General features: G+C 75.9%; 5 protein-coding genes. All 5 read right to left on the bottom strand.

Features of this window, described 5'->3' with window-relative positions:
- The coding region (locus E1283_RS32175; protein ID WP_132821696.1) for a hypothetical protein at window positions 1–634 on the bottom strand (634 nt) is incomplete at its 3' end.
- Entirely contained in the window at window positions 631–1,440 is an 810-nt protein-coding gene (locus tag E1283_RS32170) for an ABC transporter permease (protein WP_132821695.1), read from the bottom strand. The genes E1283_RS32170 and E1283_RS32175, both read right to left, overlap by 4 nt.
- Window positions 1,437–2,237, bottom strand: coding sequence for an ABC transporter permease (locus E1283_RS32165; RefSeq protein ID WP_132821694.1), 801 nt, complete (start codon window positions 2,235–2,237; stop codon window positions 1,437–1,439). Before E1283_RS32165 ends, E1283_RS32170 begins: the two co-directional genes overlap by 4 nt.
- Entirely contained in the window at window positions 2,234–3,253 is a 1,020-nt protein-coding gene (locus E1283_RS32160) for an ABC transporter ATP-binding protein (RefSeq protein WP_207930619.1), read from the bottom strand. Before E1283_RS32160 ends, E1283_RS32165 begins: the two co-directional genes overlap by 4 nt.
- Window positions 3,254–3,344: 91 nt before the next feature.
- Window positions 3,345–4,675: aspartate aminotransferase family protein (locus E1283_RS32155; protein WP_207930618.1), on the bottom strand; the 1,331-nt coding region annotated here is incomplete at its 5' end.

The following is a 4,675-nucleotide window of genomic DNA, read 5'->3' as shown; positions in this document are numbered from 1 at the left end:
GGGGGTCGACGGGGGCGGGTCGCCGCCGGTCGGCCGGGTCGGCGGACCAGTGGGCGTGGAGCGCGGCGCGCAGCGGCACGTCGAGGGGGACGCCGGGCGCGGTGCGGGTCAGCAGGGCCAGGCAGCCTCGGGGCCGGCCACCCGGCGCCACGTACTCGAGGTGGCCGACGGCCTCGGGCAGCGGCGCGGCGCGGCCGCCGAGCCGGCCGAGCAGCGCGACCTCGCCGCGGCCGTCGCCGAGGACCCGGTAGACCTTGAGGACCAGGTCCTCCTCGGCCGGAGGGCGGCCGGCGGTGACCCGGGCGACGGCGTTGGTGGCGGTGGCGGTGAGCTGCGGTCCCGGGCGGGCGTCGGTCAGCGGCGGGCCGTGCCAGCGGACGGTGCCGCCCTGGGCCGTGGTCCAGGCGGGGCGGGCGGTCAGGGCGAGGGCGGCGGCGAGCAGCGCCGCGTCGTCCTCGGCCAGCACCAGCACGGCGGTCCGGTCCCTGGCGCCCTCGACGGTGGCCCAGGTGACGGTCGTCGGGCCGGCGCGCAGTTCGTCGAGGGGGCGCAGGCTCGCCGGGTCGAGGGTGGCCCGGGAGAACCAGGGGGCGCGCGCCACGGTGGCCCGTAGCCGCTCGGCCTCGGCGGTCACGGGCCCACCGCCTCGAAGCGGCGGACGCCGAGCGACCAGACGCGCAGCGCGAGGGCGGTGAGCGCGCCGCCGATCAGCGGGGCGAGCCAGGTCAGGAGCGACGGGCCGTGCAGCAGGTAGTCGGCGGGCACGAAGCCGGTGAGCGCGAACGGCAGCACGCCGGTGAGCAGCAGCCTGGCCGGCCAGGGGAAGACGTCGAGCGGGTAGCGGGCGGTGTCGGCCAGCTCGTAGACGGCGGTCATCACCTGGAGGCTGGTGGTGGTCCAGAACGCCAGCGCGGCCAGCAGGAGTTTGACGGCGGCGAACACCAGGGCGCCGGCGAGCAGCAGCACCGCGAAGACCACCAGCCTGGCCGGGTCGAGGTCCAGGTCGAGGCCACCGGCCGCGTAGCCGATGACGGCGAGCCCGGCGACGGCCTCGCCGATGCCCTCGGGGTAGCAGAAGCGCTCGGAGAGCAGGCTGAACAGCGGGTGCACCGGGCGCACCAGGTAGCGCACCAGCTCGCCGCGCTGCACCAGCTTGCGGCCGAGCTCCCAGAGTTGGTCGGTGAAGGCGTGGTCGATGCCGCGCACCAGCATGGCGACGCCGAGCAGCAGCACCGCCTCGCGGAACGTCCAGCCGGCGATGTCGGTGACGTGCCGGTAGATCACGCCGAGCAGCAGCGCGTGCAGGACCACGCGCAGCGCGAACGCGCCGACGCCGACCAGGAAGTCGGACCGGTAGGAGACGAGGCGGCGCAGCCCGACGCCGGTGAGCAGCACGGCGAGGCCGGCGTACCGGCGGAGCGTGCCGCGGGGGGTGGTCATCCGCCGTTCACCTCGCCCCGGCGCAGCGCCGCCCGCCAGGCGGCGCCGCAGGCCAGCAACCCCAGGGCGGTCCAGAGGAGTTGGACGCCCACCGCCTGCCAGGCCGCGGTGCCCTCCAGCCGGCCGATGAGCAGCCGGACGGGAGTGGCGACCATGGCGGTGAACGGCAGGCACTCCAACACCCGCCGGGTGGCGTCCGGCATCAGTTCGAGCGGCACCAACTGCCCGGAGCAGAAGGCGACGACGGTGCCCTTGAGGTAGCGCACCCCCCAGGTGCTGGTGGTGACGAAGCCGACGAGGCCGACCAGCAGGTTGAGCAGGATGCCGAGCGTGGTGGCCAGCAGGGCGGCGGGCACGAACCAGGCGAGGCCGGCGAGCCCGGGCGCGGCGAGCGTGAAGGCGCCAGCCGCGCAGACCAGCAGCGGGGCGACGACGAGCAGCAGCCGGACGGCGAGATAGGGCAGGGCGACGGCGGCGTGGGTGCCGAGGAAGCCGATCGGCCGGAGCATGCCGGTGATGTGGTCGCCGCGGTAGATGTCGCCGGCGAGGGTGTCGTCGACCCGGTTGGAGAGCAGCACCGCGAGCAGGTTGCCGGCGAGCAGGTAGGTCGTCATGGTGGAGACGTCGTAGTCGGCGATCTCCCGCTGGTTCGCGTACACGGCCTGCCAGACGGCGAGTTGGATGACCAGCGAGAACGCGGTGGTGAGGGCGGTGAGCAGCAGCGCGCCCCGGTAGGTGAGGGCCGTCCGCCAGCCGGCGCCGAGCAGCGCGCCGTAGCCCCTGGCCAGGACCCTCATCGGCCGCCCCTGGCCGGTTGGGGGGCGACGTAGAGGGCGCGCAGCACCTCGCCGAGGGTCGGCTCGGGGGCGACCAGGTCGGTGACCGCGACCAGCCCGGTGACGGCGGCCAACACCCGCTGCGGGGTGACCAGTTCGGGCGGGCCCTGGACGGTGACGCGGCGCCGCCCGGCCGGGGTGACGGTGACCGGGTCGCCGAGCTCCAGCCTGATGTGGTGGGCGAACGCCGCGGGGTCGACGTCTCCCGCGTACTCCAGGCGCACGGTGCGGGTGGGTGCCCGGCGCAGCAGCTCGTGCAGGTATCCGGTGTGGACGACCCGGCCGGCGTCCACCACCACGACGCGTTCGCAGATGGCGCTGATGTCGGCGACGTCGTGGCTGGTGAGCAGCACGGTGGTGCCGCGCTCCCTGGCGACCCGGTTGACCAGCTCGTGCACGGCGTCCTTGAGCAGCAGGTCGAGGCCGATGGTGGGCTCGTCGAGCAGCAGCACCCGGGGGGCGTGGAAGAGCGCGGCGGCGATCTCGGCCCGCATGCGCTGGCCGAGGCTGAGGGTGCGGACCGGGCGGTCGGCGATCTCGCCGAGGTCGAGCAGTTCGTCGAAGAGCAGCCGGTTGGCCTCGGCGAGCGCCGGCGGCAGGTCGTGCAGCCGGGCCAGGATCCGGAACGACTCGGTGACCGGCAGGTCCCACCACAGCTGGGTGCGGTGGCCGAAGACCACGCCGATGGCGCGGGCGTGGGCGTTGCGGTCGGCGCGCGGCTCGCGGCCGTCGACCCGGCAGTGCCCGGAGCCCGGGGTGAGCACGCCGGCGAGGATCTTGATGGTGGTGGACTTGCCGGCGCCGTTGACGCCGAGGTACGCGGTGCGTTCGCCGGCCGGCACGGTGAAGCTGACCCCGTCGAGCGCGCGGACCTCGGTGGTCTCGGCGGAGAACAGGCCGCGGACGGCGCCCCACAGTCCGGGGCGGGTGTCGGCGCGCATCCGGAACACCTTGGTCAGCTCGTGTGCCTCGATCACCCCCCGATCACCCCTTGGTCGACGGCGCGGTCGACGGCGCGGTCGACGGCTGGGTCGATGGCCGGGTCGATGGCTCTGTCCATGCGTCTGTTCATGCCCTTCCCTGGTGTACGTCGTCGATGGCCCGCCCCAACCGGCGTATGGCGTCGGCGAGTTCGTCGGGTTCGAGGACGAAGGGGGGCGCGATGCGCAGGGTCTGGCCGCCGGGCATCACCCGGACTCCGAGGTCGAGCGCGCGCCGGAACACGCGGTCGGCGGCGGCCGGATCGGGGGCCTTCGTGGCCCGGTCGGCGACGAGTTCGACGCCCCACAGCAGCCCGAGGCCGCGGACCTCGCCGACGGCCGGGTGCTCGGCCAACTCCCCGAGCGCGTCGGCCAGGACGGCGGCGAGGTCGCGGACCCGGGCGAGCAGGTCGTCGCGGTGCAGCACGGTGAGGGTGCTCGCGGCGGCGGCCAGGCCGACCGGGTGGCCGCCGAAGGTGCTGCCGTGGCCGCCGGCGGCCTGCCAGGTCCGCTCGTCCAGCACCTCGGGGGTGCCGGCGAGCACCGCGACCGGATGGCCCGAGCCGATGCCCTTGGCGAGGGTGACCAGGTCGGGGGTGAGGCCGTACCGCTGGGCGGCCAGGAACTCGCCGGTGCGGCCGCCGCCGGTCAGCACCTCGTCGGCGATCAGCAGCACGCCGTGCTCGGCGCAGGCCCGCCCGACGATCTCCCAGTAGCCGGGCGGCGGCACGATCACCCCGGCGGCCCCCTGCACGGGCTCGGCGAGCAGCGCGGCGACGTCGGGGCGGGCCACGGCCTGCCGGACGGTGAGGCGCGCGCAGAGCAGGTCGCAGGACGGGTAGGTGGCGTCGAAGGGGCAGCGGTAGCAGTAGGCCGGGTAGCCGAGCAGCGAGGGGGCCGGCGGCTCGGTGCCGACGTCCCACTGCACGAGGGCCCGGACGCCGCGGGTCTTGCCGTGGAAGCCGCGGCGCAGCGCGGCGATCCGGGTGCGGCCGGGCTCCGCCGCGGCGTGGGCGGCGCGCAGCGCGGCCTCGACGACCTCGGCTCCGGTGGTGAAGAACCCGAGGGAGCCGAGGTGGGCGGGCAGCAGCCGCGCCAACGCCCGGGCGGCGTCGAGCCGCACGGGCGTCGGGTTGTCGTGCACGTTCACCAGCCGGGCGGCCTGTTCGGTGACGGCGCGCACCACGGCGGGGTGGCCGTGCCCGAGCGACTGCGTCATGGTCCCGGCGGCGAGGTCCACGTAGGCGCGCCCGTCCACGTCGACGAGGGTGGCGCCCCGCCCGTACGCGAACACCCGGCGGCCGAGGGCGGTCTCCTGACTCGCGGCGGCCGGCAGGAACGCCGCCTCGGCGGCCAGGTGGGCCTCGCCGACGTCGAGTCGGGCGGGGGGCGGCGTGGGCTCGTCGCCCGGGGCCGGTG

The organism is Streptomyces hainanensis (assembly GCF_004348415.1).
GTDB lineage: Bacteria > Actinomycetota > Actinomycetes > Streptomycetales > Streptomycetaceae > Streptomyces > Streptomyces hainanensis.
This window is presented reverse-complemented; position numbering and strand designations above follow the sequence as displayed.